Source organism: Brachybacterium sp. JB7 (assembly GCF_003335205.1).
GTDB lineage: Bacteria > Actinomycetota > Actinomycetes > Actinomycetales > Dermabacteraceae > Brachybacterium > Brachybacterium alimentarium.
In genome coordinates this window covers 50,685-73,840 of record NZ_QPGN01000001.1, presented here as the reverse complement: position 1 = coordinate 73,840, position 23,156 = coordinate 50,685, and the positions used below count along the sequence as shown (strand labels likewise).

Genomic DNA, 23,156 nt, shown 5'->3' with positions numbered 1-23,156 from the left:
CTCCTCACAGCTCCGATCCGAGTCCTGGCAGCGGGGTGTCGGCTGCCGTGATGTGGGTGATCGCGCGGTCGAACAGCACTTCGTGGAGCCGTCGCGCCGTGACATCCGTGTAGGAGGCGATCTGATCGATGACCACACGGCGTCGCGTGTCGTCATCGCCCGAAGCCTCCCACAGTTCGGCGAACAGGGGGCTGAGATATTGCGTGCCGGAGTTCCACAGACGCGAGTAGAGGTCGCGGATGATCTCCTCCTGCGCTTCGTACACGGGCTGCTGCGAGGCGGAGGACATCACATAGGCGGCGGCCAGTCCCTTGAGCACCGCGATCTCCAGATGAGTCTGCTCCGGCACCAGGACGTCGCCGCCGTACCGGGAGATCGGCCCGGTGCCGTGGGCGGCGCGGGTGGCGGAGATCGCGGACCGGGTGAAGCGGCCGATGAGCTGGCTGGCCATGTCCTTCAACCCGGCGGCGGAACGCACCGTGCCGGTGAAGGTGAGCATCCAGTACGGCTCGGCCTCGAGACGCTGCAGAGCGGCGTCGAGCTCGTCGATCGACTCATCGGGCATGTACCAGTCCTGCACCACGTACAGGGCGGCCGACCTCTCCATCGGGTCCTGCAGCCTCCCGAGGTCCAGGGTGAGCCCGGTGATCGCGTCCTCGATGTCGTGGACGGAGTAGGCGATGTCGTCGGCGAGGTCCATGACCTGCGCTTCGAAGCATTTCCGGCCGGGGATCGAGCCCTGGCGCGCCCACTGGTAGACGTCGAGGTCATCGGCGTACGCGCCGAACTTCGGGGAGCTGGGGTCCGGACCCTCGCCCCGGGCCCAGGGGTACTTGATCGCTGCGTCCACGCTCGCGCGGGTGAGGTTCAGCCCATAGGGGCGGTCCTCGCCGAGGATCTTGGGCTCGAGACGGGTGAGCAGACGCAGGGTCTGGGCGTTGCCCTCGAACCCGCCGAAGTCGGCGGCGATCGCGTCGAGCACCTTCTCGCCGTTGTGCCCGAAGGGCGGATGACCCAGATCGTGGGAGAGGCAGGCGGCGTCGACGATGTCGGGGTCGCATCCCAGCTCCAGGCCGATATCGCGACCCACCTGGGCCACCTCGAGCGAATGCGTGAGGCGGGTGCGCACGAAGTCGTTGGCGCCGGCGCCCAGGACCTGGGTCTTCGCGCCCAGCCGGCGCAGGGCCGACGAGTGCAGCACCCGGGCCCGGTCCCGCTGGAACGGAGTGCGGGCCTGGGACTTCGGGGGTTCGTCGGCCCAGCGCTCGACGTCGGCGTGCGTGTAGCCGACAGCGGGCTCCGCGACCGGATCCTGCGGACGGCTCTGGCCCCGGTCGGCGTTCGGATGGTGCGACGTGGTCACTGCTCAGCCCCCTGAGGTGTCGAGCTCGGCCTCGTGGAGGCGTGCGGCGTGATCGGCGGACAGCTCGCGGGACGTCATCCAGCCCTCGGGCACCACGGCCCGCTTCGGGTTGCCGGCCCGCCCCCGGGGACCCTCGACGGCGTCGCCCGGGTAGGGGCTGTCCAGATCCAGCTCGGCGAGCTTCGCGTCGAGATCGGCGAGGGATTCCATGGTCGCGAGCCGGTGGCGCATCTCGCCGCCGACCGGGTACCCCTTGAAGTACCAGGCCACGTGCTTGCGCAGATCGCGCACGGCACGGCCCTCGTCCTCGAAGTACTCCACCAGGAGTTCCGCGTGACGGCGCATGATCCTGGCGATGTCGCCCATGGAGGGCTGCACCCGATCGGGCCTGCCGGCGAACCCGGCGGCGAGGTCCGCGAAGAGCCACGGCCGCCCCTGGCATCCGCGCCCCACCACGACGCCGTCACAGCCCGTCTGATCCATCATCGACAGCGCATCCTCCGCGGACCAGATGTCGCCGTTGCCGAGCACGGGGATGTCGGTGACCCGCTCCTTCAGCTCGGTGATCGCCTGCCAGCGGGCGGTGCCCGAGTAGTGCTGCACGACGGTGCGGCCGTGCAGGGCGATCGCGGCGGCGCCGACCTCCTGGGCGATCAGGCCGGCGTCCTGGAAGGTCTGGTGGTCGTCGTCGATGCCGATGCGCGTCTTGACGGTGACGGGCACTTCGGGTCCCGCGGCCTCGACCGCGGCGCGCACGATCCTCGTGAACAGCTCCGTCTTCCAGGGCAGCACACCGCCGCCCCCACGTCGCGTCACCTTGGGGACCGGGCAGCCGAAGTTGAGGTCGATGTGGTCGGCGAGATCGCGCTCGCGGATCATCTCGACGGCTCGGCGCACCGTCGAGGGGTCCACCCCGTACAGCTGGACGGAGCGCGGCGTCTCCCGCTCCCCCATCGTCACCAGGCGCCAGGACTCCGCGTGGTCCTCCACGAGGGCACGCGTGGTGACCATCTCGGAGACGTACAGACCGCCGTCGTCCTCGCTGTGGAGGGCGCCGAACTCACGGCACAGCAGGCGGAACGCCATATTGGTGATCCCGGCCATCGGGGCGAGCACCACAGGGGTGTCGATCGTGTGCGGGCCGATCCTCAGGGATCGCCGAGTGCCCCCGGCAGCCTGGAGGGGCGGGGTGGTGGGAGCATCGAGGGTGGTCATCACCGTGATTGTCCCACCTCGCCCCGTCGCTCGGGAGGGGCGACGAGGGTGAAGTGCATCGGATGACGCTGGGGAGGAAGGTTCACGACATCCAGCAGCCACTGCACCGGCCGGCCTGCTCCCGCCCTCCCGACTGCTCCGGACCGGGGTGACCGCGCCCCACGTCGCGCGCAGGCCTGGGGACTCCTGCGCTGCGACGTCAGCTCTGACGTGTTCTGCTCACAGCGGAGGCACCCGACGAGCGGGAGGAGCCGGCGTAGCCTCGGGACATGAGTGGGCATCTGGATCCGTTGCTGCGCGAGCTCGTCGGCGCCGTGCTCCGTGACGAGCGGCGGCGCCAGGCCCGCACGCTCGCCCAGGTCGCGGAAGCGGCGGGCATCAGCATGCAGCACCTCTCCGATGTCGAACGGGGCCGTAAGGATCCGTCCTCCGAGCTGCTGGCCGCGATCACCGGGGCCCTCGGTGTGAGCGTCTCCCAGCTGCTGCTCCGAGCCGCCGAACCCGCGCTGCTCCCGGACACCCTCGGCGACTATCCGCTCTCCCTGGAGCTGGCCTCCTCGCCGCGGCCGTCCCGCCCGTACCGTTCCGTGTCCTCCCCCGTGGCGAGGCCGCGTGCCGCCGGGCAGGGAGGCGGCGAGGTCGCCCTCGCCGCCCGGCCCGGTCTCACGCTGCTGGCGGCCGCCTGAGCAGCACCTCGTCGGCGAGCCCGTAGGCGACGGCTGCCTCGGCGTCCAGCACCTGCTCCCGCTCGAGGTCCCGGCGCACATGTTCCAGAGAGGTCCCGGAGTGCTCGGCGATCAGCAGCTCGAGCGCACGCCGGATCCGTTCCACCTCTTCCGTGGCCAGGATCAGATCGGGCACGGCGCCGCGACCCTGCGCCTCCAGCGGATGGAGCACCACGCGAGTGTGGGGAAGCACTGAGCGCAGCCCGGGCGTGCCAGCTGCGAGCAGCACGACGGGCGCCGCGACCACCTGGCCCACACAGGTCACGGCGACTCGGCTGCGGACGTACGCCAGGGTGTCGTAGATGGCCAGCACGGCCTGGGCATCGCCCCCGCTGGAGTTCAGGTAGAGATGGATCGGGGCGTCGGAGAACTCGTTCTCCAGGTGCAGGATCTGCGCGATCACCGAGTTGGCGACTCCGTCGTCGATCGGCGTGCCGAGGTAGATGATGCGATCCGACAGCAGCCGCGAATACACGTCTGCGCTGCGTTCCACCCCGGTCCGGGTGCGCTCGATGACGCTGGGGATGGTGTAGGTGCTCATCGTGCATCTCCTGACGGTGCGGAGTGGGGGGAGGCGACCACGCCGGTCACTCCCAGAGAGGTACCTGTCCGTGCCCCGATGCCGAGAGGGAGGACCTCGTCGAGGGAGGTGACGATGCGGTCGCAGAAGCCGTACTCGACAGCACCCTCGGCATCCCAGAGCCGATCCCTGTCCGAGTCCTGAGCGATGGTCTCCGCGCTCTGCCCGGTGCGCTCCGCGGTCAGAGCGATGAGGAGATCTCGGCTGCGGCGCAGATCCTCGGCCTGCAGTTCGATGTCCGCGGCGCTGCCTCCGAAGCCGGCGGACCCCTGGTGCATGAGGACCCGCCCGTGGGGAAGGATCATGCGTTTGCCCGGGGTGCCGTGCGTGAGCAGGAACTGTCCGGCGCTGTACGCCATGCCGAGGGCGACGGTGCGCACATCGCACGGGACCAGGTCCATGAGATCGCCGATCGCGAGCATGGCGGGGACCAGGCCGCCCGGAGAGTTGATGAGCAGGGTGATGTCCTGGCGCGGGTCCTCGGCGGCCAGCAGGAGGAGCTGCGCGCTGAGCTGGGCGCCGTTGTCCTGGTCCAGCTCTCGGTCCAGGATCAGCACCCGGTGGTGGAGCAGTCGGGTGGCGGTGAGGGCTCCGAGGCCGGCCGCTGCGGGTGCGGCCGCGGAATCCTCGAGGTGCGGAAGTGTCGCTGTGCGTGTCATGGCTCCAGCATCCGCGCCCCGAGGGAGGGACGGGAGAGGATCCGTCCTGCGCTGATCAGCGCTGAGCAGAGCGGGGCGCGGGCCCGAGCCGTCGGCCCCCTCCGCCGGGAGGCTCCGACGGCGGCACCGGTCGTGCTCGAGCGCCTCAGCCGCCCACAAGACGGCGCCGCGCGTCGGCGTCGACGAGCACGCTCACGTTGTCGCTGATCTGCTCGGCGGTGCCGGCACCGACCGGCAGCGCCCGGACTGCAGGGCCCCGGATCTGTGCGGTGACCAGCTCGGCCATCTCCCGCAGACCGATGTGGGGGCGGTCGAAGAACGGTTCGGTCGCGGGGCTCGGAGTGGGCAGACCCTGCTCGCCCTGGACCACAGCGAGCTGTTCGACGGCGTCGGCCAGCGCGCTCTGGCGCGACCGCCACTCCGGCGCCCGCAGCACCTCCAGCACGGTGACGCGCAGCGCCGTGCCGCCCGGCAGACGGGCCGCGGAGTGCGCGAGCCGCTTCCCGTACGGGGCCAGCAGCGATGCAGCAGATGGGCGAGGTGGAGCAGAGTGCGCACATGACGCGCGGCGATCACGGCCGAGCCGTCCTCGTCGCCACGCAGCCCCGCGCGGCCCACGTCGGGGAACTCCTGCCTGAGCCGGGACCAGTCAGCGGCCACCGCGTATCGCCACACGGCATCGGGATACCAGGCGAGCGACTCCCGGATCCGGGTGAGGGCTCCCGGTCCCTCGCAGAACACCGGACCGGCAGTCACCTCGAGGACGGACTGCCCCGTGAAGGACAGCCCGTCGTGGAGCGTGAGAGCGACTCCCGTCCCCGACGCAGCCCGGGACCTGCTCAGACGCCGATGAGGCGAGCGGCGAGGTAGGACTCCACCTGGTCGAGGGCCACGCGCTCCTGCGCCATGGTGTCGCGCTCGCGGATCGTGACGGCCAGGTCGTCGACCGTGTCGAAGTCCACCGTGATGCAGAACGGCGTGCCGATCTCGTCCTGTCGGCGGTAGCGGCGACCGATGGCCTGCGTGACGTCCAGCTCGACGTTCCAGTGCTTGCGCAGCTGGTCCGCGAGGCGGGTGGCCTGCGGGATCAGCTCCTCGCTCTTGGACAGCGGCAGCACCGCGGCCTTGATCGGCGCGAGGCGCGGGTCGAGCTTGAGCACGGTGCGCTTGTCGACGCCGCCCTTGGCGTTGGGGGCTTCGTCCTCGGTGTACGCATCCACCAGGAACGCCATCATCGAGCGGGTCAGGCCGAAGCTCGGCTCGATCACATAGGGCGTGTAGCGCTCGTTGGCGGCCTGGTCGAAGTACTGCATCTTCGTGCCGGAACCCTCGGTATGGCTGGCCAGGTCGTAGTCGGTGCGGTTGGCGATGCCCATCAGCTCGCCCCACTCGCTGCCCTGGAAGCCGAAGCGGTACTCGAAGTCGATGGTGCCGGCGCTGTAGTGCGCGCGCTCGTCCTCGGGCACGTCGAAGCGACGCAGGTTGTCCGGGTTCATGCCGAGGTCGATGAACCAGTTCCAGCACTCCTCGACCCACGAGGCGAAGAAGGCGTCCGCCTCGGAGGGCGGCGTGAAGAACTCGATCTCCATCTGCTCGAACTCGCGGGTGCGGAAGATGAAGTTGCCGGGGGTGATCTCGTTGCGGAACGCCTTGCCGACCTGGCCGATGCCGAAGGGCGGCTTCTGGCGGGTCGCGGTGACGACGTTGAGGAAGTTCACGAAGATGCCCTGTGCGGTCTCGGGGCGCAGGTAGGTCAGGCCGGCCTCGCTGTCCACCGGGCCGAGATACGTCTTGATCAGGCCGGAGAACTGCTGGGGGTCGGTGTACTCGCCGCGGGTGCCGCAGTTGGGGCAGGGCACCTCGGCCAGGCCGCCCTCGGGGGCGCGGCCCTTCTTCTGCTCGAAGCCCTCGATCAGGTGGTCCTCGCGGAAGCGGTTGTGGCAGCTCTTGCACTCCACCAGCGGGTCCGTGAAGGTGGCGACGTGACCGGAGGCCTCCCAGACGCGCTTGGGCAGGATGATCGAGGAGTCCAGGCCCACCATGTCGGCACGGGACTGCACGAAGGTCCGCCACCACTGGCGCTTGATGTTCTCCTTGAGCTCGACTCCGAGCGGTCCGTAGTCCCATGCGGAGCGGGTACCGCCATAGATCTCTCCCGCCGGGAACACGAAGCCGCGCTTCTTCGTGAGAGCGATGACGTTGTCCAGCGTGCTGGCGGGGGCCTTGGCCACGGGGAGACTCCTGGTGACGGGATGGATCGGATCCACCCCAGCATAGCGACGGCACTGCTGTGACCGTGCGCACGGAAGTGGGGTCGAGTGAGCAGTTCGACTTGCGCGCACCCCGCACGCTGGTGAGAATCATTGTCATGTCGTTGCTGCCGCACACCTCCCGCCGTTCCCTGTTCACCCTCGCCGGTCTCGGCGCGGGCGCTGTCGTGCTCGCTGCCTGCGGTGACGACGGGAACGGGGCCGAGAGCGGCAGCGGCGGGCTCACGGTGGCCACCTCGAACTATCCGCTCACCTACCTGGTCACCCGCATCGGCGGCAACCGGGTGGACGTGACCGACTTCGCGACGCCGGGGGCCGACGCGCACGGCCTCGAGCTCTCCGTGCGTCAGGTGCTCGCGGTCCAGGAGGCGGCCCTGGTGCTGCAGATCCCCGGCTACCAGGCCTCCCTCGACGACGCGATCTCCTCCGGCGACGGCGACAACGCACTGGACGTCACCTCGGTGATCGAGCTGCTCCCCACCGACGGCCACACCCATGAGGAGGACGGCGCCGACGAGACGGACGATGACCACGACCATGGCCCGACCGACCCTCACCTCTGGCACGACCCGCTGCGGATGGCCGACATCGGCGACGCGATCGCCGATCGTCTCGGAGCGCTCGAGCCCGAGAGCGCCGAGGCCTTCACCACTGCCGCCGCCGAGGTGCGCGGCGACCTGGAGGCCCTGGATGCCGAGCTCGCCGAGCAGTTCGGGTCGGTCGACGGGGAACGCACCTTCATCACGAGCCACGCGGCGTATGCCTACCTCGCCGATCGGTACGACCTCCACCAGGTCGGCATCGCCGGTGTCGATCCGGAGACCGAGCCGTCCCCGCAGCGGCTCCTCGAGCTCGAGAAGGTCATCGAGGAGGAGGGCGTCAGCACAATCTTCTTCGAGACCACCGCCTCGCCGAAGGTCGCCAAGACCCTCGCCCAGAACGCCGGCGTGACCAGTGAGGAGCTCGACAACCTCGAGACCCAGCTGTCCGCGGACTCCGACTATCCTGCCGTGATGCGAGAGAACAGCCGCAAGCTCCTGGAGAGCTGGGCATGAGCGGACAGCGGACCACGGTCGTCGAGGTCTCCGGGATCTCCGTCAGCCGCGGCAGCATGCGCGTGCTGCACGACGTGGACCTCACGATCGAGTCCGGTGAGCTGGTCGCCCTGCTGGGAGCCAACGGGTCGGGCAAGTCCACGCTGCTGCGCGCCATCGTCGGCGTCCTGCCGGTGGAGACCGGGACGGCCCGCCTCTTCGGCTCCCCCGTGCAGCAGGCCCGCGCTCACGACCGCATGGGCTACGTGCCCCAGGACTCCGCCGAGGCGGGGTCCATCCCCGCCACCGCGCGGGAGACCGTCGCGGCCGGACTGCTGGGATCGCGGTCATGGTGGCCGCGCACGCGCGACTCGCGCGTCTCCGACGCCCTGCGCGCCGTCGGCCTCGAGGATCTCGCCGGGCGCCCCATCACCCGGATGTCCGGCGGCCAGCGTCGGCGGGTGATGATCGCCCGTGCCCTCGTGCGTGATCCCGAGTTCCTCGTCCTGGACGAGCCGTTCTCCGGGGTGGACCTGCCCACCCAGCAGCTCATCTCCGTCCTCTTCCGCGAGCTCTCCGCCCGCGGCACCACGATCCTGGTCGTCCTGCACGAGACCGGCTCCCTGGAGGGAGACATCCACCGGGCCGTCGTCCTGGACCACGGTCACGTGGTGCACGACGGCCCCGCCAAGGACCGCCCCCACCTCGACCCGGGGCACGGCCATCCCGAAGACGCCGCCCCGCTCGACGAATGCCTCGGACAGGAGATCCACCCGGCATGATCTCCCCCCTCGACATCCTCACCTCCGACCTGCTGCGCTACCCGCTCATCATCGCGGTGCTCATCGGGCTGACCGCTCCCGTGGTCGGCACCTATCTGGTCCAGAAGCGGCTCTCGCTGCTGGGCGACGGGCTCGGCCATGTCGCGCTCACCGGCGTCGCCGTGGGCTGGCTGGTGGGCGCCTGGGTCACGGCGACCCCCGCCGACCTGCTCGCGATCCCCGGGGCGCTGGCGGCCTCCGTCCTCGCCGCCCTGGCCATCGAGTACGTGCGCGAGGTCAGCCACACCAGCCGCGACGTGGCGCTGGCGATCATGTTCTACGGGGGCATCGCCGGCGGCGTCGTGATCATCCAGCTCGCCGGCGGCACCTCCCAGAACCTCATGGGATACCTCTTCGGCTCGCTGTCCACGGTGACGGCGCCGGATCTGGTCATCGCCCTGGTGCTCGCCGTCGTCGTCCTGGGCATCGGCATCGGCCTCAGCGGGCTGCTCGCCGCCGTCACCGGCGACGAGGAGTTCGCCCGGGCCTCCGGCCTGCCGGTGCGCACCGTCAACGTGCTGATCGCCGTGATGGCCGCGCTGACCGTGACCCTCTCGATGCGGATCGTCGGCGCACTCATGGTCTCGGCGCTCATGATCGTGCCGGTCGCCGCCGCCCAGCAGCTCGTCGTCGGCTTCACCCGCACCATGCGCACCGCCATGGTGATCGCCGTCGTGTGCTCCCTCGGCGGACTCCTGGTCACCGTCTACGTCGACCTGCCGCCCGGAGGCGTGATCGTGCTGGCCACGATCGCGGTCTACGTGCTCGCTCTGCTCTCCCGACCGCTGCTGCAGAGGCGTGCCGTCCGCACGGACCAGGTCGCCGAGAGCACGCGGGCGCCCGCCGGGGAGACGACCCTCCGGGTCCGCTGATCCAGCACCGTCGATCCCCTCACGGAGGATAGAGGTCCCGCTCGCGATGGTGGATAATCGAGGCATGCAACGGAACACCCGCCAGAGAGCTGCGATCCTCGAGACGCTGGCCCAGCAGGCGGAATTCCGCAGCGCCCAGCAGATCCACGAGCAGATGAGGTCCGACGGCGAGACCGTGGGCCTGGCGACCGTGTACCGCAACCTGCAGGCGCTCAGCTCCTCCGGTCGGCTGGACGTCCTCATCGCCGCCGACGGGGAGGCCCTGTACCGCCAGTGCGAGGACACCGGGCATCACCATCACCTCGTGTGCCGGGAGTGCGGCCGCACCGTCGAGTTCCTCGCCCCCAAGCTCGAGAACGCCATGACCGCGATCGCGGAGGAGCACGGCTTCACCGATCTGGACCACACGCTCGAAGTCTTCGGCCTGTGCGCCGAGCATGCGCAGCTCGCCGCCGACGACGGCGGTGACGCGCGGTGATGGACTGGGTGCAGTCGCTCCCGCTGCTGCAGGGGATCGCGCTGCTCTACCTCGTGATCTGGTTGCGTGCCGGCTCGACGTACGCGCTGGGCCGCGCCGCTCGCAAAGCCGCCAACCGCGGCAGGATCGCCGCGTTCCTCGCCTCACCGCGGGTCGCACGGGCCACGAAGATCGTCAACCGCTGGGGCGCACCCGTCGTGGCCCTGAGCTTCCTGACCATCGGGTTCCAGACCGCCGCCAACGCGGCCGCCGGGCTCACCGGCATGCCGCTGCGCCGCTACCTGCCGGCACTCGCCGTCGGAGGCCTCGCCTGGGCGGTCATCTACGCCACGATCGGCCTCGTCGCCTTCGCCGCCTGGTTCGAGCTGTTCCTGCGCTCTCCGTGGGCCGCTGTCGCCGTGCTCGGACTCCTGGTGGTCCTGGTCGCCGTGCTGCTGCGGCACCGTCGCCGCACGGGAGGAGGCACACTCACCCCGCAGGGTGTCGGCGACGAACCGACCGCCTCCGAGCCTGCCCCGTCCGGGCAGCTTCCCGCCGAGCACTCTCGTCCCGCGGATCAGGCCTCGGAGGGCTGATCGGGAGCGTCGACCGCTCCCCCGTAGCGCCGGTGACGACGGGCGTACTCGGTGATCGCACGCCACAGGACCACGCGATCCACGTCCGGCCACAGCTCAGGGACGAACACGAGCTCGGCATAGGCGGACTGCCACAGCAGGAAGTTCGAGGTGCGCTGCTCGCCGCTCGTGCGCAGGAACAGGTCCACGTCAGGCATGTCCGGGTCTGTCAGATGCCGCGCGATCGACTTCTCGGTGATCGCCCTCCCGCTGAGCCTGCCCGAGCGGACCTCCACGGCGAGCTCCCGCACCGCATCGACGATCTCGGCCCGGCCGCCGTAGTTCACGCACATGTAGAGCGTCATGCGGGTGTTGGAGCGTGTGAGCTCCTCGGCCTCCTTGAGCTCCCTGATGACGCTCCCCCACAGCCGCTGCTCGCGACCGATCCACACGATCCGCACGCCCCACGAGTTCAGGGTGTCGCGCTGGCGGCGCAGCACCGACCGGGAGAACCCCATGAGGAAGCGGACCTCCTCCGGCGACCGTTTCCAGTTCTCGGTGGAGAAGGCGTACGCCGACAGATGGGTGACCCCGATCTGGAGCGCTCCGGCGACCACGTCCAGCAGCGCTGCCTCCCCGGCCTCATGGCCGGCCGTGCGCGGCAGGCCCTGCCGGTTCGCCCAGCGACCGTTGCCATCCATCACCACAGCGACATGGCCGGGGACGGTAGGGGCCGGCAGCTGCGGAGGCCGAGCACCGCTGGGGTGCTCGAACGGCTCCCGATAGGCGGTCGCGGATGCACCGGACATGGATCCTCCAGGTCGTGTGGATGAGGGCGGCTCGTGGGTGACGGCGGGCGGGGTCAGCGTTCGACGTAGCTCATCGAGCGCACGGAGCGCTCGAGATGCCAGGTGATGGTGTCGGAGATGAGACGGCCCGCTTCCTGCATGACGGTCTCGTCGGCGTCGACCACATTCTCCCAGTCCCCGGCGAGGAGGAAGATCATGTGCTCGATCGTGGCCTGCCGCAGCGCGACGGCTCCGGGGCGTCGGCATGCGGTGCACACCAGCCCGCCGGCACGGATGTCCAGGGCGTGGTGGGGCCCGGGCGCGCCGCAGGTCGCGCAGACGCGCAGTTCCGGGGCCCAGCCGGAGATGGCGAGGGTGCGGATCAGGAAGGAGTCCAGGACCAGCGGGGGCGCATACCGGCCCTCGGCCATCGCGCGCAGCGCACCGACCAGCATCAGGAAGCCGCGCTGGTGAGGGTCGACCATCTCGTCGGTCAGGCGATCGGTGGTCTCCAGCATCGCGCTGGCAGAGGTGAAGCGCCCGTAATCCGCGGTGATGCCGACGGCGAAGGCCTCGATCGTGACCACCTGGGTGACCGTGTGGAGATTCCGCCCGGCGTGCAGCTGCACGTCCACGAGGGTGAACGGCTCCAAGCGGGCGCCGAACCGGCTGCCCGTGCGCCGCACTCCCTTGGCCACCGCGCGCACCTTGCCGTGGCGTCGCGTGAGCAGCGTGATGATGCGGTCGGCCTCGCCCAGCGGATGGGTGCGCAGGACGATCGCATCGTCTCGATAGAGCTTCTGCTGCATGGTGCCCTGAGCCTACGGCGCAGGCCGGACGACCGGAGGCAGGAGACCTCGGTGTCGAGCAGGAGGTCCGTCACGCACCGCGCCGCCCCACCGAGCGGTCGGCAGCCGGTGCCCAGCGGTAGCGGCACGGCATGATGGGCGCATCATCCGCAGCGCCGCTCTCGACGCGGCGCACCAGAACGAGGGAGGCCGGCCATGGGGATCTTCTCGATGCTGCGCAGCGACGAATCCGCGAAGTCCACGGCGCGCGACGCGATGAAGGAGGCGCGCAAGGGGGAGGACGCGCCGTCAGGCGGCGCCCTCGAGCGCACGGTCACCATGATCCGCAACATCGGCCTGGACGGGAAGCTCACGTACTCCTCCGCCGCGGACACCGCCCGACGGGCGCAGCGGGGCCGCGGCAGGCGTCGGCCCGAGGTGGCCGTGCGCCGCCTGGTGCGCCGCCACCGCCGGGGCGTGACCGCAGGCGGCTTCGTCACCGGTCTCGGCGGCTTCGTCACCCTGCCGATCCTGTTGCCCACCAACGTGCTCGAGTTCTACGTGCAGGCCACGCGCATGGTCGGCGCCATCGCCGCAGTGCGCGGCTACGACCTCGACGACGAGGAGGTGAGGGTGCGGGTCCTGGCCGCGCTGGTCGGCGAGGAGTCCGGGGACGTGCTCAAGAGCGTGGGCCTGGGGCCGGTCGCCGGCGCTGCGGCTCGCGGCGTGGCGGGGAGGCTGCCGAAGAACCCGCAGTCGGAGGTCGTCGGTGCGATCGGCGCGCGCCTGGTGCGCCGCTTCGGGCTGCGTTCCACCCGACTGTTCGGCAAGGCGATCCCGGGTCTCGGTGCGGTGCTCGGCGCCCTCTCGGACCGCTCGCAGCTGAACCGGATCGCGACGGCTGCGAAGCAGAGCTTCCCGCCGGTCCGCTGAGGCGGGCCTCAGCGTGGACGACGGCCGACGGCGAAGACCCTCCGGAAGGGCAGCACGACGCCATGGCCGGAGTCCGGGTAGGCCGTGCGCAGACGGTCCCGGTATTCCTGCTCGAAGGCTGCACGGAGTCCGGCCGGCAGAGCCTGGAGCGTGGGGCGGGCTCCGGTGCCGCTGACCCACTCGAAGACCGGGTCCTTCCCGTGCAGGACGTGGAGGTAGGTGGTCTCCCAGGCATCGGTCTCCAGTCCGAGACCCTGCAGGGCGCGCAGGTAGGTCGCCGCATCGTGGGAGGAGGGCACGGGCACGTCCCGCACGTGCTGGGCAAAGGGCTCCTGCGCGGCCAGATCGCGCCGAGTCCGATGGCTGGGCTCCTCGAAGTTGCCCGGCACCTGCATCGCGAGCCAGCCACCTGGTGCGAGCATCCCCACCAGGCGCGGAAGCAGCGCGAGATGGTCGTCCACCCATTGCAGGGCCGCGTTGGACACGAGCACGTCCACGGGTGCGGACGGCTCCCAGCAGCGGAGATCCGCTCGCACGGCGGAGATCTCGGCGATCCCTCGGGCTCGCTCGATCATCTCCGGACTGGAGTCGACGGCGGTCACCTCGGCGTCCGGCCAGCGCTCGGCGAGCAGTGACGTCAGGGTGCCGGGGCCGGCACCGAGGTCCACCACGCGTCGCGGTGCGTCGGCGTGGATCCTCGCGGTGAGCTCGAGGAACGGCCGCGCCCTCTCGTCCTCGTAGCGGAGGTACTGCTCCGGGCTCCAACTGTGCGTCATCGCGACCTCTCCCACCGAAAGTATCTTGAGATCAAGGTACCTTGCGCAGGGATGCCCCACAAGCAGGGCACGGGCCGTGCGGCCTGCGCGCGGCCTGCACGCGCCCAGGCGGCTCTCTCAGCGCCCCAGGGTCTCCAGCCCCTGCAGGTCGGAGACGTGTCCGGCCGCCTCGAGCAGGGCCGCACTGAAGGCCAGCAGCGAGGGATGGCCCGCCGCCCCGGCGCGGGCCGCGGTGTAGAGGGAGCGGTGGGGGTCGCCGGGCAGGCGCAGCACGCGAGTGCCGTGGAGGTGTTCCGCGGCGATGATTCCCGGGACGATGGCGACCGCGTGCCCGGAGCGGACCAGGTGCACCTGCAGCAGCGGGTCCGGGGTGGTGAAGCGGGTGCGCGGCTCGATGCCCGCCGAGCGCAGATAGGTGCGCTCCCAGATGCCCGTGCGGGAGGCGGACGGGTCCAGCGCCCACGGCGCTTCGACGAGGTCGCCGAGCGCGCCCGCCTGCGACCACTGGCCCGCATCCGGCAGCACCAGCAGCAGCGGATCGCGCAGCAGCGCCTCGCGGTCGGTCCCGCGCCGCACCACGCGCTGTCCGCCCGGATAGTCCTCCCCCAGAATCACGTCGTGCCGATGCGCGAGCAGACCGTCATAGGCGTCGCCGACCTCCTGCTGCGCCATCTCCAGCTGCAGCAGCGGGTGGTGCTGGGCGAGCACGCCCACCGCGGCCGGGGCGAGCGCGATCATCGGGGTCTGGAAGGAGGCGACCCGCAGCACTCCGGAGGCCTCTCCCTGCGCGAGGACGAGCTCGGCCTCGGCGGTCTCCGACAGAGCGAGCATCTCCTCGCCGCGACGGGCGAGCCGGACCCCGGGTTCGGTGAGCACGACCCGCCTCCCCACCTGCTCGAACAGGGTGACCTTGGTCTCCCGCTCCAGCAGCGAGAGCTGCTGGGAGACGGCCGAGGGCGACATCGAATGCGCTCGCGCGATCGCCGACATCGTTCCCAGCCTGTGCAGTTCGTGCAGCAGGAACAACCGGTGCAGGTTCAGCACGTCGACCTCCGAGTAATGTGAAGTTCTGCTTCACGGTACAGGTCGCGAACATTCACTGGACCCGGCTGGAGACGAGGCCCCAGAGTAGAGCCGTGACGACTTCCGCTTCCTCCGCTCCCACCGCTCAGGCGCCCGTCGCGGTCGCTTCCCGCGGCGGCTCCGGTGTGCCGCTCACCCCGGTCCTGTTCATCCTCGGCTCGTGCATCTCCCTGCAGTTCGGCGCAGCTCTGGCCACCCAGCTCTTCCCCGCGCTCGGGTCCTGGGGCACCACTGCACTGCGCCTCGGCATCGCCGCGAACGTGCTGCTCGTGATCGTGCGCCCGAAGCTGCACCGCTTCACCCGTCAGCAGTGGATCGCCGTGCTCCTGTTCGGCGGGGCGATCGGAGCCATGAACGGCAGCTTCTACGCCGCCATCGCACGCATACCGCTGGGCACGGCGGTGGCGATCGAGTTCCTGGGGCCGCTGGCCGTCTCCGCCCTGCTCTCGACGCGGCGCTCCGACCTGCTGTGGGTGGTTCTGGCTCTCGGCGGCGTCGGCCTGTTCGGCGTGGAGTCCTTCACGGGTGCGGCCGCGCTGGACGGGCTCGGGGTGCTCTTCGCTCTCGTCGCCGCGGTGTTCTGGGGCACGTACATCCTCACCAGCGCACGGGTGGGCAAGCTCGTGCCGGGTCAGGACGGTCTCGCCGTCGCGATGGCCGTCGGTGCTCTCCTGGTGCTGCCCTTCGGGGCCTCCGGGGCTGTCACCGGTGTGCTGGACCTGCACCTGCTGGCGCTCGCGGTCGGCACCGCTCTGCTCGCCTCGGTGCTCCCCTACACGCTCGAGCTCGCCGCGCTGCGGCGACTGCCGCGCCATGTCTTCGGGATCCTGCTGAGCCTCGAGCCCGTGATCGCCCTGCTCGCCGGCGTGCTGCTGATCGGGCAGGAGGCGACCGCCCTGCGGGTCGCCGCGGCTGTGCTGGTCGTCGGTGCGAGCGTCGGCATCACACTCACCGCTCGCAGCACGGCGCCCGGTGAGCCGCAGCCGGTCGACGAGGCTCCGGGATGGGAGCTCCCCACGCCCACGCACGCGACGCTCACCGGGGAGATGCCGATGCTCACCGAGGAGGATCTCATCGCTGAGAATCTCATCGCGGAGGATCTGGTCGCGGACGGCCAGCCGGCCGAGGACGGACCGCGCGCGGCGGAATGAGAACGGGGCGTGAGCGGCACCTGCTGACGACTGTCATCGCAGGATTGCTGCTCACGCCCCGTTCGCCCTGCACGTCCTGCACCCCTGCACCCCCTGCACGGCAGCCTGCTGGCCAGGTGCGGGATCGCTGATCAGATCCGGGCGCGCTGCTCCCGATTCAGGGCCGAGATGATCGCCTCGAGCGAGGCCCGGGTGATCGAGCCGTCGATGCCGACGCCCCAGAAGATCCGGTCGCCGATCTCGCACTCGATGTACGAGGCGGCCAGAGAGTCATCGCCCTCGGTGAGGGCATGCTCGGCGTAGTCGAGGATCCGCACGTCGATCTTGCGCTCGGCCAGGGCCTTGACGAAGCCGTCCAGCGGCCCGTTGCCGATGCCCGTGACGATGTGCTGCTCGCCGTCGACCACGAGGGTCACGGTGATGCGGTCCGCACCCTCACCGGTGGACTCCTGATGGATGTCGGTGATCGCGAACCGACCCCACCGCCGGGAGTCGTCGGTGGCGGGCAGGTATTCGTCGGTGAAGGCGTCCCACAGCTTCTCGGGGCTGACCTCCCCGCCGTCGGCGTCCGTCTTCTGCTGGACGATGCCCGAGAACTCGATCTGCAGGCGACGCGGGAGATCCAGGCCGTGCTCGGTGCGCAGCAGGTAGGCCATGCCGCCCTTGCCGGACTGCGAGTTCACCCGGATCACCGCCTCGTAGGAGCGGCCGAGGTCCCTCGGGTCCACGGGCAGGTACGGAACCCGCCACACCAGATCATCGACGTCCTTGCCGACCTTCTCGGCGTCGGACTCCATCCGCTCCAGGCCCTTCTTGATGGCGTCCTGGTGGGATCCGGAGAAGGCGGTGAAGACGAGGTCGCCTCCGTAGGGGCTGCGCTCGGGCACCGGCATCTGATTGCAGTGCTCGACGGTGCGGCGCACCTCGTCGAGATCGGAGAAGTCGATCTGCGGGTCGATGCCCTGGCTGAACAGGTTCAGGCCCAGGGTCACCAGGTCCACGTTGCCGGTGCGCTCACCGTTGCCGAACAGGCAGCCCTCGATGCGGTCCGCGCCGGCGAGGTAGCCGAGCTCTGCCGCGGCCACGCCGGTGCCCCGGTCGTTGTGGGGGTGCAGCGAGAGCACCACGGAGTCCCGGCGATCCAGATTCCGGTGCATCCACTCGATCGAGTCGGCGTAGACGTTCGGGGTCGCCATCTCGACCGTGGCCGGGAGGTTGATGATCATCTTGTCCGTGGGCGTGGGCTTCACGACGTCGATGACCGCGTTGCACACGCGCACGGCGTACTCGAGCTCGGTGCCCGTGTAGGACTCGGGCGAGTACTGGTAGGTGACGCGCGTCTCCGGGATCGTCTCCTCGTACTTCTTGCACAGCAGAGCCCCCTGGACGGCGATGTCGAGCACCGCGTCCTCGTCGGCGCGGAAGACGACATCGCGCTGGACGACCGAGGTGGAGTTGTACAGGTGCACGACGGCGCGCTCTGCGCCGGCGATCGCCTGATACGTGCGCTCGATCAGATGCTCGCGGGACTGGGTGAGGACCTGGATGGAGACGTCGCTCGGGATCCGGTCCTCGTCGATCAGGGTGCGTACGAAGTCGTAGTCCGTGCCGGAGGCGGCCGGGAAGCCGACCTCGATCTCCTTGTAGCCCATCGCGACGAGCAGTTCGAACATCCGCAGCTTGCGCTCGGAGTTCATCGGGTCGATGAGGGCCTGGTTGCCGTCTCGCAGGTCCACCGCGCACCAGCGCGGGGCGCGGGTGATGCGGCGAGCGGGCCAGGTGCGATCCGGGAGATCCACGGTGATCTGCTGATCGAAGGGCAGGTACTTGTGGATCGGCATGCCGGAGGGCTGCTGCGGGGCGTCGCCGCTCGTGCCGACGACGGGCTCCGACGGGTCGCGCACGGCGGCGATGTCAGAAGCGGAGGTGATCGTGGAATCAGTCATCAGGGGAAATCCTTCTCGCTGGGGTACCGGTCGCCGGACACAACGTCAGCCGCGGCGGGGTCCCGGCGTTCAGGTCCCGTCGCGGCGGCTAAGCAGGAGCAGCGATCCACGCATGCCGCAACGTTAACACCGTCGCTCCGGCTCCTCGGGGCCGCTCACGATGCGAACAGTCCGGCCAGGAGACGCAGCTCGGCGCTCAGAAGCCGAGGCGGCCCAGCTGCTTGGGATCGCGCTGCCACTCCTTGGCGACCTTGACGCGCAGGTCGAGGTGCACCTTGCGGCCGATCAGGTGATTGATCTCGGCACGGGCCCGCGACCCGACCTCCTTGAGGCGGGAACCGCCCTTGCCGATGATGATGCCCTTCTGGCTGTCGCGTTCGACGAACAGCGTCGCCCGCACCACGAGCCGCCCTTCGCCGGGGGCGACGTCGGCGAACGGGTCGTCGGGATCCGTCTCCACGACCTCCTCGACGACCACGGCGATCGAGTGCGGGAGCTCCTCGCGGACGCCCTCGAGCGCGGCCTCCCGGATGAGCTCCGAGATCCGATCGTCGCGGGACTCCTCGGTCAGCTGGTCATCGGGGTACAGCTGCGGACCCTCGGGCAGCTGCTTCGCGATCACCTCGAGCAGCACGTCGATCTGGTCCCCGCGTACGGCGGAGATCGGCACGATCTCGTCGAAGTCCATCATCTGATCCACGGCCATCAGGTGCTCGGCCAGGCGATCACGGCTCACCAGGTCCGTCTTGGTGACGATCGCGACCACGCGGGGGCCGCGGCGGCCGGTGCGCATCTCGACCAGGTCCTCGCAGATGAAGCGGTCGCCGGGGCCGACCTTCTGGTCCGCCGGGAGGCAGAATCCCACCACGTCGACCTCGCCGAGGGTCTCTCGCACCAGGTCGTTCAGCCGCTCGCCGAGCAGCGTGCGCGGACGGTGCACTCCCGGGGTGTCCACGAGGATGATCTGGGAGTCCTCACCGGTGACGATGCCGCGGATCGCCCGACGGGTGGTCTGCGGCTTGCTCGAGGTGATCGCGACCTTCTCCCCCACCAGTGCATTGGTCAGCGTCGACTTGCCGACGTTGGGCCGGCCCACCAGGGCCACGAAGCCCGAGCGGTGGGCGGGGCGCTCGGCGCCTTCGCCGCCCCCCGCGGCTCCGGTCGACGGGTCGGGTGCGGCGGCGGTGGTGGGGTCGAGGTCATCGGTCATCGCGGGTCTCCTGGTCAGTGTCCTGCATGTCGTCGTGCTCATCCTGCGCGTCGTGTGCGTCCTGGACCCGCGACACGATCACGGTGGACAGTCGTCTGCGGCGCCCCGAGGTCGCCTCGCCCTCGAGCACCAGTCCGAACGCCTCGGCCCGGGATCCGACGATCGGCACGTGGCCGGTCACCTTGCCCAGCAGGCCTCCGACGCTGTCGATGTCGTCGTCCTCGAGGTCGAGGTCGAACAGCTCGCCCACCTCCGAGAGGCCTGCTCGGGCGGGTACCCGGAAGCGTCCGTCGCCGAGGTCCTCGGGTTCGGGCTCGACGGGATCGTGCTCGTCGGCGATCTCGCCGACGATCTCCTCGAGGATGTCCTCGATCGTGACGATCCCGGAGACCCCTCCGTATTCGTCGACCACCACGGTGATGTGCACGTGGCTGGTCTGCATCTGGCGCAGCACCTCGTCGGCCGTGACGAACTCCGGCACGAAACGAGCGGGACGGAGGATCTCGCCGACGGGGCGGTCCGGTCGCGGATCCCAGGGCGAGTGGATCGCCTTCATGAGGTCCTTCACGTACAGCATGCCGCGCAGGTCGTCGACGCTCTCCCCGATCACCGGGACCCGGGAGAAGCCGGAGCGGACGAACAGCTGGACCGCGTCGGCGGCGGTGGACTCCGCCGAGATCGCCACCATGTCGGTGCGGGGCACCATCAGCTCGCGCACCATCGTGCCGCGCAGATCGAAGACCCCCTGGATCATGTCCCGCTCGCCGTCGTGGACGTGCTCGTCCTCCAGGGCCCGGTCCACGTTCTGACGGGCCTTCTCCGCACCGTCATCGGTGCCGTCCTGGGACCCCGGGCGGGCCGCGAGATTCGCACCCACGCTGGTCAGCGCCGTCGTCGGCAGCCAGAGCACCACACGCACCGCGCCCACCAGGGCACGGCACGAGATCAGCACCGATTCGGGTCGGCTGAGCCCCATGGTGCGCGGAGAGATCACGAGGATCACCAGCAGCAGCAGGGCGGCGCCGACGACCGTCACCACGGTCGGGGCCAGCCAGCTGGCGCCGATGCCCAGCTGATCGGCGGCCATGAAGGCGACGCCGGCGATCGAGGTGACGGTCACCGCTTCGGCGAGCATGCGGCCCAGCGAGACGGACAGCAGCGTGCGAGCGGCGTCCGAGTGCTGGGCGAGCACCTGGGAGCGGACCGCCTCGGGCTGCTCGGCGAGGACCTTCTCGAGGGAGCCGCGGGAGACGGAGAGGTAGGCGCCGTCGACGGCCATCAGCACGCCCGCGACGACGAGCGCCACGAGGCCCAGCGGCACCAGGACGATCAGGGCTGTGCTCAGCATGATCGACCGTTCCGGTCAGGCCGCGCCGCAGGCATGGCGAGGGCGCTCAGCTCTTCCCCCGGGAGGCGAGGAAGGTCAGCAGCAGGGTGCGCTGGAGGTCGAACATGACCTTCCGCTCATCCTCCTCCATGTGGTCGTAGCCCAGGAGGTGGAGGATCGAATGGCAGGTCAGCAGCAGCATCTCCTCGATGGCGCTGTGACCGGCCTCGGCCGCCTGCTTCGCCGCGACGCTCGGGCACAGCACGACGTCGCCGAGCAGCCCCTCCGGCGCCGGGTGCTCGGCCGTGCCGGGGATGAGCTCGTCCATCGGGAAGCTCATGACATCGGTCGGGCCGGGCAGATCCAGCCACTGCACGTGCAGCTTCTCCATCGCGTCCTCGTCGACGAAGAGGATCGACATCTCGGTCGCAGGGTGCAGGTGCATCGCCTCGAACACGGAGCGCGCGCAGTCGACGAACTCGGTCTCGTCGACGGTGTAGGTGGTCTCGTTGCGGATCTCGATGGTCATGTGTCAGTTCCCCGTGGTGGTGGTGCGGTGGCGGGAGTCCCGGCTGCCTCCCGGGCGGATCTCCCAGCGTCCGTAGGCCTCGACGATGTCGGTGACCAGGCTGTGGCGCACGACGTCGCGGGAGGACAGGCGGCAGAACGAGATGTCGTCGATGCCCGAGAGCACCTGTTCGACGACCCGCAGTCCGCTCTTCTGGGAGCCCGGCAGGTCGACCTGGGTGACATCGCCCGTGACCACCATGGTGGAGTTGAAGCCGAGACGGGTGAGGAACATCTTCATCTGCTCGGGCGTGGTGTTCTGCGCCTCGTCGAGGATCACGAAAGCATCGTTCAGGGTGCGACCGCGCATGTAGGCGAGCGGCGCCACCTCGATGGTGCCGGCGCTCATCAGGCGCGGGATCGACTCGGGATCGAGCATGTCGTGCAGCGCGTCGTAGAGCGGTCGCAGGTACGGATCGATCTTGTCGTTGAGCGTTCCCGGGAGGAAGCCGAGCCGCTCCCCCGCTTCCACGGCGGGGCGCGTGAGGATGATCCGGTTCACCTCCTTGCTCAGCAGCTGCTGAACCGCCATCGCCACCGCGAGATACGTCTTGCCGGTGCCGGCGGGTCCGATCCCGAAGGTGATGGTCGAGGAATCGATCGCTTCGATGTACTTCTGCTGGCCGAGGGTCTTGGCCCGGATGCTGCGGCCGCGGGCGGACAGCACCGTGCGGGTGAGCACCTGTTCGAGCTTCTCGCCGGAGGCTCGCTCGTCACCATACAGGTTCGCGGCGCGCTGGACCGCCTCGGTGGTGACCGCCTGGCCGCTCCCGGCGAGCTCGATGAGGCTGCGCATGATGTGCACGCTGCGACGCAGAGCATCCTCGGTGCCGCGCAGGGTCACCTCGTGGCCCCGCACATGAACGTCTGTGTCCGGCACTGCATCCTCGAGCGCGGCCAGTGCCTGATCGTTCTCGCCGAGCACCTGGAAGGGGCTCAGATGCTCCGGGATCGCCAGCTTCCGCTCGAGCACCTGGGGGGCGCGTCCGGGCGGCGGGGTGAGGGCATCAGCCAAGATCAGTCACATTTCTCCTTCTGCGAGCGGCCCGCCCGCCAGGACGTGCGCATGCACGTGGAACACGGTCTGTCCGGCGCTCTCGCCGGTGTTGAAGATCAAACGGAAGTCACCATCGCCCAGATCAGAGGCGATGTCTCCGGCGACGGACGCGACATGGCCGAGCAGCTCCGGCCGCTCGGCGAGCTCGCGCACGTCCCGCCGGTGCTCCCGCGGCACCACGAGCACGTGGACCGCGGCCTGCGGATGCAGGTCCTTGAAGGCGATCACCTGGTCGTCCTCGTGGACGCGCTCGGAGGGGATCTCTCCCGCGACGATCCTGCAGAAGAGGCAGTCCGGGTCGCGGCTGTCGGTGGCGGTGTCTCCCATGCTCCGAAGTCTACGGGAGCGAGACTCGGCACAAGAGGGTTGGGAACTCCCCCAGAAGTATGAGAAGTTTCAGCCATCATGACAAAGCTTGGAATCATCCTCAGCAGTGCCCGCCCGAACCGCGTCGGCGAGAAGGTGGCCCGGTGGGTCGCCGCCTCCGCCTCGGACCAGTTCGAGATCGATCTCATCGACCTCCGCGAGGTCGCTCTGCCCAGCTTCGACGAGCCCAGCAGCCCGAAGTCCGGTGCGGACAAGACCACTGATCACGGTCGGACCTGGGGGGAGCGCATCGGCGCCCTGGACGCCGTGGTGATCCTGACCCCGCAGTACAACGGCGCCTACCCCGGCGCGCTCAAGAACGCGATCGACTTCCTCTACGCCGAATGGCAGAACCTGCCCACTGTGCTGGTCGGCTACGGCTGGGGCGCCGCGAACGAGGTGCTGCCGATGCTGGAACGTCTGATGCTGCGCCTGGATGCCGATGTGGTGGGCAGCGTGGGGCTCGGCTTCCGCGACGACCTCTCGGTCGAGGGCGAGCTGTTCGTCACCGAGGAGAAGGTCGCCGCGCTGCAGACCGCTCTGAAGACGATCGAGCAGAAGGTGCTCACCCCCGCCGCGTGACCACCCGATCC

At 70.0% G+C, this 23,156-nt stretch carries 25 protein-coding genes and 1 pseudogene; 9 read left to right on the top strand and 17 right to left on the bottom strand.

The genetic code is table 11. The annotated features are described in order from the left end of the window. Positions 1-4: 4 nt before the first annotated feature. Together CIK81_RS00315 and dusB are read right to left on the bottom strand one after the other, a co-directional pair. Positions 5-1,363 (bottom strand): deoxyguanosinetriphosphate triphosphohydrolase, encoded by a 1,359-nt coding sequence (locus tag CIK81_RS00315; protein ID WP_096166117.1) that lies wholly within the window; start codon positions 1,361-1,363, stop codon positions 5-7. Between the two features lie 3 nt (positions 1,364-1,366). Beyond that, on the bottom strand, positions 1,367-2,578 hold the full coding sequence (gene dusB / locus CIK81_RS00310; RefSeq protein ID WP_114306333.1) for a tRNA dihydrouridine synthase DusB: 1,212 nt from the start codon (positions 2,576-2,578) through the stop codon (positions 1,367-1,369). Between the two features lie 269 nt (positions 2,579-2,847). On the opposite strand from dusB, the gene CIK81_RS18435 reads away from it, so the two are divergent. Next, on the top strand, positions 2,848-3,264 hold the full coding sequence (locus tag CIK81_RS18435; RefSeq protein ID WP_096166115.1) for a helix-turn-helix domain-containing protein: 417 nt from the start codon (positions 2,848-2,850) through the stop codon (positions 3,262-3,264). Here the strand turns inward: CIK81_RS18435 and CIK81_RS00300 are convergent. From CIK81_RS00300 to CIK81_RS00285, 5 genes and pseudogenes are all read right to left on the bottom strand, one after another. After that, positions 3,242-3,844: a ClpP family protease gene (locus CIK81_RS00300; protein ID WP_114307283.1), complete on the bottom strand. Its 603-nt coding sequence runs from the start codon at positions 3,842-3,844 to the stop codon at positions 3,242-3,244. The two genes, CIK81_RS18435 and CIK81_RS00300, sit on opposite strands and share 23 nt — an antisense overlap. Then, positions 3,841-4,542: a ClpP family protease gene (locus tag CIK81_RS00295; protein WP_096166113.1), complete on the bottom strand. Its 702-nt coding sequence runs from the start codon at positions 4,540-4,542 to the stop codon at positions 3,841-3,843. The genes CIK81_RS00300 and CIK81_RS00295 overlap by 4 nt, the downstream gene beginning before the upstream one ends. A 145-nt stretch (positions 4,543-4,687) precedes the next feature. Further along, on the bottom strand, positions 4,688-4,978 hold the full coding sequence (locus CIK81_RS18430) for a hypothetical protein (protein ID WP_241963894.1): 291 nt from the start codon (positions 4,976-4,978) through the stop codon (positions 4,688-4,690). Positions 4,979-5,115: 137 nt separating this feature from the next. Continuing rightward, a pseudogene (locus tag CIK81_RS18425) lies at positions 5,116-5,283 on the bottom strand (DUF4037 domain-containing protein); the annotation flags it as partial. Positions 5,284-5,381: 98 nt separating this feature from the next. Next, the gene (locus tag CIK81_RS00285) at positions 5,382-6,773 is read right to left on the bottom strand and encodes a glycine--tRNA ligase (protein WP_096166112.1); all 1,392 of its coding nucleotides are present in this window, start codon (positions 6,771-6,773) and stop codon (positions 5,382-5,384) included. A gap of 137 nt (positions 6,774-6,910) precedes the next feature. Here CIK81_RS00285 and CIK81_RS00280 point away from each other — a divergent pair, with 137 nt between their 5' ends. The 5 genes from CIK81_RS00280 to CIK81_RS00260 all read left to right on the top strand — a co-directional run bounded on the left by CIK81_RS00280 (position 6,911) and on the right by CIK81_RS00260 (position 10,592). Next, complete coding sequence (locus CIK81_RS00280) at positions 6,911-7,867, top strand: metal ABC transporter substrate-binding protein (protein ID WP_158541864.1); 957 nt, start codon at positions 6,911-6,913, stop codon at positions 7,865-7,867. Beyond that, positions 7,864-8,628 (top strand): metal ABC transporter ATP-binding protein, encoded by a 765-nt coding sequence (locus tag CIK81_RS00275; RefSeq protein WP_096166111.1) that lies wholly within the window; start codon positions 7,864-7,866, stop codon positions 8,626-8,628. Before CIK81_RS00280 ends, CIK81_RS00275 begins: the two co-directional genes overlap by 4 nt. Next, complete coding sequence (locus CIK81_RS00270) at positions 8,625-9,539, top strand: metal ABC transporter permease (protein ID WP_176485647.1); 915 nt, start codon at positions 8,625-8,627, stop codon at positions 9,537-9,539. The genes CIK81_RS00275 and CIK81_RS00270 overlap by 4 nt, the downstream gene beginning before the upstream one ends. Positions 9,540-9,603: 64 nt before the next feature. Next, on the top strand, positions 9,604-10,017 hold the full coding sequence (locus tag CIK81_RS00265) for a Fur family transcriptional regulator (RefSeq protein WP_096166110.1): 414 nt from the start codon (positions 9,604-9,606) through the stop codon (positions 10,015-10,017). Continuing rightward, on the top strand, positions 10,014-10,592 hold the full coding sequence (locus tag CIK81_RS00260) for a DedA family protein (RefSeq protein ID WP_114355259.1): 579 nt from the start codon (positions 10,014-10,016) through the stop codon (positions 10,590-10,592). The genes CIK81_RS00265 and CIK81_RS00260 overlap by 4 nt, the downstream gene beginning before the upstream one ends. Here CIK81_RS00260 and CIK81_RS00255 read toward each other — a convergent pair. Together CIK81_RS00255 and recO are read right to left on the bottom strand one after the other, a co-directional pair. Continuing rightward, a complete protein-coding gene (locus CIK81_RS00255; protein WP_114311925.1) occupies positions 10,574-11,380 on the bottom strand; it encodes an isoprenyl transferase in 807 nt (268 codons plus the stop codon). The two genes, CIK81_RS00260 and CIK81_RS00255, sit on opposite strands and share 19 nt — an antisense overlap. A gap of 53 nt (positions 11,381-11,433) precedes the next feature. Beyond that, a complete protein-coding gene (gene recO / locus CIK81_RS00250; RefSeq protein ID WP_096166107.1) occupies positions 11,434-12,168 on the bottom strand; it encodes a DNA repair protein RecO in 735 nt (244 codons plus the stop codon). A gap of 195 nt (positions 12,169-12,363) precedes the next feature. On the opposite strand from recO, the gene CIK81_RS00245 reads away from it, so the two are divergent. Continuing rightward, complete coding sequence (locus CIK81_RS00245) at positions 12,364-13,080, top strand: EcsC family protein (RefSeq protein ID WP_114328730.1); 717 nt, start codon at positions 12,364-12,366, stop codon at positions 13,078-13,080. Between the two features lie 8 nt (positions 13,081-13,088). Here CIK81_RS00245 and CIK81_RS00240 read toward each other — a convergent pair whose 3' ends face one another. Further along, on the bottom strand, positions 13,089-13,856 hold the full coding sequence (locus CIK81_RS00240; protein WP_114328771.1) for a methyltransferase domain-containing protein: 768 nt from the start codon (positions 13,854-13,856) through the stop codon (positions 13,089-13,091). A gap of 117 nt (positions 13,857-13,973) precedes the next feature. Beyond that, the gene (locus CIK81_RS00235; protein WP_114328731.1) at positions 13,974-14,900 is read right to left on the bottom strand and encodes a LysR family transcriptional regulator; all 927 of its coding nucleotides are present in this window, start codon (positions 14,898-14,900) and stop codon (positions 13,974-13,976) included. A gap of 92 nt (positions 14,901-14,992) precedes the next feature. On the opposite strand from CIK81_RS00235, the gene CIK81_RS00230 reads away from it, so the two are divergent. Next, on the top strand, positions 14,993-16,090 hold the full coding sequence (locus CIK81_RS00230) for a DMT family transporter (RefSeq protein ID WP_158541863.1): 1,098 nt from the start codon (positions 14,993-14,995) through the stop codon (positions 16,088-16,090). Positions 16,091-16,221: 131 nt separating this feature from the next. On the opposite strand, the gene leuA is transcribed toward CIK81_RS00230, so the two are convergent. The 6 genes from leuA to CIK81_RS00200 all read right to left on the bottom strand — a co-directional run bounded on the left by leuA (position 16,222) and on the right by CIK81_RS00200 (position 22,524). Further along, positions 16,222-18,036, bottom strand: coding sequence for a 2-isopropylmalate synthase (gene leuA, locus CIK81_RS00225; protein ID WP_096166103.1), 1,815 nt, complete (start codon positions 18,034-18,036; stop codon positions 16,222-16,224). 196 nt (positions 18,037-18,232) lie between these two features. Next, positions 18,233-19,246 carry a GTPase Era gene (gene era, locus CIK81_RS00220; RefSeq protein ID WP_158541862.1) on the bottom strand — a complete coding sequence of 338 codons (1,014 nt, stop codon included), beginning with the start codon at positions 19,244-19,246 and terminating at the stop codon, positions 18,233-18,235. After that, positions 19,236-20,594 carry a hemolysin family protein gene (locus tag CIK81_RS00215; protein ID WP_096166102.1) on the bottom strand — a complete coding sequence of 453 codons (1,359 nt, stop codon included), beginning with the start codon at positions 20,592-20,594 and terminating at the stop codon, positions 19,236-19,238. The genes era and CIK81_RS00215 overlap by 11 nt, the downstream gene beginning before the upstream one ends. A gap of 46 nt (positions 20,595-20,640) precedes the next feature. Beyond that, a complete protein-coding gene (gene ybeY, locus CIK81_RS00210) occupies positions 20,641-21,102 on the bottom strand; it encodes an rRNA maturation RNase YbeY (RefSeq protein WP_096166101.1) in 462 nt (153 codons plus the stop codon). A 3-nt stretch (positions 21,103-21,105) separates the two neighbouring features. Next, a complete protein-coding gene (locus CIK81_RS00205; RefSeq protein ID WP_096166100.1) occupies positions 21,106-22,155 on the bottom strand; it encodes a PhoH family protein in 1,050 nt (349 codons plus the stop codon). 6 nt (positions 22,156-22,161) lie between these two features. Further along, on the bottom strand, positions 22,162-22,524 hold the full coding sequence (locus CIK81_RS00200; RefSeq protein ID WP_096166099.1) for a histidine triad nucleotide-binding protein: 363 nt from the start codon (positions 22,522-22,524) through the stop codon (positions 22,162-22,164). A 78-nt stretch (positions 22,525-22,602) separates the two neighbouring features. On the opposite strand from CIK81_RS00200, the gene CIK81_RS00195 reads away from it, so the two are divergent. Further along, positions 22,603-23,145, top strand: a complete 543-nt coding sequence (locus tag CIK81_RS00195; RefSeq protein ID WP_096166098.1) for an NADPH-dependent FMN reductase — start codon at positions 22,603-22,605, stop codon at positions 23,143-23,145. The last annotated feature ends 11 nt before the right edge of the window (positions 23,146-23,156 follow it).